Raw genomic sequence first — 3,193 nt, 5'->3', positions numbered from 1 at the left:
CCAAATTCCTGTTCGATGATCCGCCATCGGGCAGTGATCACACCTGGCTCTAGGCTGAGGCGGCTGACGACAAGTTCTAGGGCCTGGTCATCGCGGGTTTGGGTGACCAGCTCTGCTTCGACTTTGACCAGATCAGGCTTGTCCTCCAGGTCTTCGCTGTAGAGGGCACGCAGTTTGAGATGGGTGGGAGCTATGCCTTGCAAGAGCAAGGCGCGGATGTGGGCCTCTGCTTGGCTTTTGCAGATGAACGAACACTCATAGACCAGTTCCAGTTCTGTGCCTTTCAAAGGCTGCTGGTTGATGCGGTAGCCTAGTGGACGCAGCACAACGTTGGAGATCAACACAGCTGCGGCCCCAATGGCAGCTTGGGGAATGTACCCCGATCCGGCAAAGGCTCCCACCGCGGCTGCACACCAGATGGTGGCGGCGGTGTTCAGGCCACGGACGCTGGCTCCTTCCTTGAGGATCACGCCACCGGCCAAAAAGCCAATCCCCGATACCACTTGGGCCGCAATACGGGTCGGGCTGCTTTCATCAGGGGTGAGAACCGAGAGCATGACAAACAAAGCTGCACCCGTGGCCACCAAGGTGTTGGTGCGTAAGCCGGCCATGCGCTGCCGCCACTGTCGCTCCAGGCCAATGAGGGATCCCAGGACAAAGGCAACGGCCAAACGCAAGGTGAAGTCAATCCAGGTCATGCTCCGGTTCTCGTGAAAGGATAAAGTTTAGCCATCCTCATCTGGGATCCCAAGGGCAGTGGCTTCCTGTTGCAAGGTTTGCCAGAGGGCTTCCAGTTGAGCAAAGGCGGATTCTGGGGCCAGCTTACCACCTGTTTCTAAAGCACAGGTTATGCCCACCCGATAGGCATACTGCTGCAGCCGTGACCGAAATTGAGCAGCAGCCAAGGGAGATAGAACTTTCAAGGTCATGGCACACCTCCTAAATGTTTGCTGTAACCCTTCGTTGGTCAAAGGACACCTCGTAAAAGTGCTCTGCGCCGCCGTCGCGATGGCCTTGTGGCGAGACTCTGAAAGGCTGATTTCTCAAGAAGGGCTGGATTATTCGTTCCTGGAACGCGCTTTGCCGGTGAGGTGCCCCCTGGATCCAGCGCCGGCGCAGCCCTAGAGCCCCACTTCAACCCCGACTAGCCAAGCCACCAGGGTGAAATACACCCAGAGGCCGGTGAAGTCTTTAATGGTGGTGATAAAAGGATCCGCTCCCGGAGCGTGGTCAAAGCCCAGCTTTAACATCACCCAGGGCAAAATGGCGCCCAAGATAGCCCCCAAAGTGAGGACAATGGCCAGAGCCAAGCCCACCGCTAGACCCAATTGTGGGATCCCATTGGGTGCCCCCTGCCAGAAGTAGGCAATCACCCCAGCCGTGGCCCCCAGGATCACACCGATAATGCCACCAATGCTGGCTTCCCGCAGCAAATAGGGGAGAAACTGCCGCACGTTGATGTGGCCCCAAGCCAAGCCACGGGCAAAGATGGTCGTAGATTGGGTACCGACATTACCGCCCATATCCATGACCAAGGGGATGAAAATAGCCGCTGCCGTTACTGCTTGCAACACCTCCTCAAAGGTTTCGATCACTCCCCCCACCAACATGCCGCCAATCAAGGTGATGATTAAAAACGTGATGCGCAGGCGGACGGCATACCAACGGGCGCCTTTAACCAGGCGCTCGCTCCAAACCTTGTCTCGGCTGAGCAAGTTGCCCACCCCTGCTTGGGCCAGAGCGGCGTCGGTGGCTTCTTCTTCCACCAAGTTGATGACATCTTCAAAGGTGATATCTCCCACCAAGCGCCCTTCCGTATCCACCACCGGAATGGCCGGCAAGCCCGAATCCTTGAGCAAACGAGCTGCCTGGAGATCCCGGTCGGTAACCCGCGCAAAAATATCCGATCCCTCAATCAGCTCCCGAATGGGCAAATCCGGATCTGCTTTCACGAGGCGCACGGTGCGAACCAAACCTTTGTAGAACCGCTGATCGTCCACCACAAAAATCACATCCAGCTCATCGTCTCCCAGTTGAGAGTCCCGCACGCTGGCCAGAGCAGCCCCGACGGTGATGGTATCCCGTACCGACAAGTAGCGCAGGTTCATCAGCCGACCGGCACTGCGCTCTGGATAACCCAGCAAGATATTCACTGCTTCCCGAGCTTCTGGGCTGAGGTTGGCAATGAGGCGCTTGGTTACTTTGGCCGGCAACTCCTCAAACAGACGTACCCGCTCATCAGGTGGCAGAGCTTCTATGAGCTGGATCACTTCTGGGCTTTCCATGCTGCGAATGAGATCGGCCTGCTCTTCGGGCCGCAGATACTCAAACACTGCAATGGCTTTGTCTTTTTCCAGCAAGCGGAAAGCCAAAACCCGCTGCCGAGGTGAAATCTCCATCAACTGCTGCACCAGCTCGGCAATGGGAGCGCGGTTGGCCTCTCGCTTGGCGGCTTCCAAGGAAGCAGGGGTTAGGAGATCGCGAAGAACGTTGTGCCGCATGATAAACCTCCGAACGTTGGGGTCAGCCGGGATGAAGAGAACCAGGAGGTCAACAGCCAACCGGTGCTCCGAGGCTCACAGGGAAGCCCTGAAACCCTTGGATGGCCGCGCAGCAAGCCGTAGGTCTAGCGCCAGGCCTCCAAGCCCAGCTTGGATCGCAAGCGCCCAAGCCGATAAAAGGGACTCCAAGGGATCCCCAGGCCTGCGGAAACCCCAAAACCCACAACAGGAAAGTCAAGGGGAATCCCCTCGGAATTACTCCTGATCTCCCCTTTTCTGAACAGGGCTGCACAAACCCATTGCTCAGGTAAGGCTCTGCTCAGCTCATCTGTTCGTCGCCGACTGAGAGAGCCACCCAAGTCAAAAGCTAGCCGGGAAAACTCTCCCACCCCTTCGCGTTGGCGAAACGGGATCCTCTCAAGCGACGACAGAAGCTGTCAGCGGGGAAAAGGAGGACACCAGTAAGAGCCCAATCTTCAAGAACGTGCTCCTCGAAGACCATCCACTGGTGGCTGGCGCTACGACTACCGGAAGCGTCCATGCTGTTGAACGTTTTCCTCCAAAAAGGTTAACCGAAACAACCCGGACAGCCAGAAGAGGATCTCTTCAGCTCCCTTTAGGCTAGTTGCAGGAGTGGGATCCCGTCAACCCTTTTTCTCCAGCTCATCCGGTGAACAATCGGCGGAGCAGCT

At 57.1% G+C, this 3,193-nt stretch carries 3 protein-coding genes; all 3 read right to left on the bottom strand.

The window, feature by feature from the left end; translation table 11 throughout:
* Positions 1-698: MgtC/SapB family protein (locus tag NW820_RS10515; RefSeq protein ID WP_414388027.1), on the bottom strand; the 698-nt coding region annotated here is incomplete at its 3' end.
* 27 nt (positions 699-725) lie between these two features.
* Entirely contained in the window at positions 726-929 is a 204-nt protein-coding gene (locus NW820_RS10510; protein ID WP_238376758.1) for a hypothetical protein, read from the bottom strand.
* Between the two features lie 192 nt (positions 930-1,121).
* Positions 1,122-2,501: a magnesium transporter gene (gene mgtE / locus NW820_RS10505; RefSeq protein ID WP_414407450.1), complete on the bottom strand. Its 1,380-nt coding sequence runs from the start codon at positions 2,499-2,501 to the stop codon at positions 1,122-1,124.
* Positions 2,502-3,193: the final 692 nt, after the last annotated feature.

It is taken from the genome of Synechococcus sp. R55.7 (assembly GCF_047461955.1).
GTDB lineage: Bacteria > Cyanobacteriota > Cyanobacteriia > Thermostichales > Thermostichaceae > Thermostichus.
The sequence above is the reverse complement of the archived record's forward strand: the minus strand, read 5'-3'. Positions and strand labels throughout refer to the sequence as shown.

Bases quoted from the DNA above. Each gene is read 5' to 3' on its own strand.
- mgtE (WP_414407450.1), bottom strand. From the start codon at position 2,501: ATGCGGCACAACGTTCTTCGCGATCTCCTAACCCCTGCTTCCTTGGAA.
- NW820_RS10510 (WP_238376758.1), bottom strand. From the start codon at position 929: ATGACCTTGAAAGTTCTATCTCCCTTGGCTGCTGCTCAATTTCGGTCA.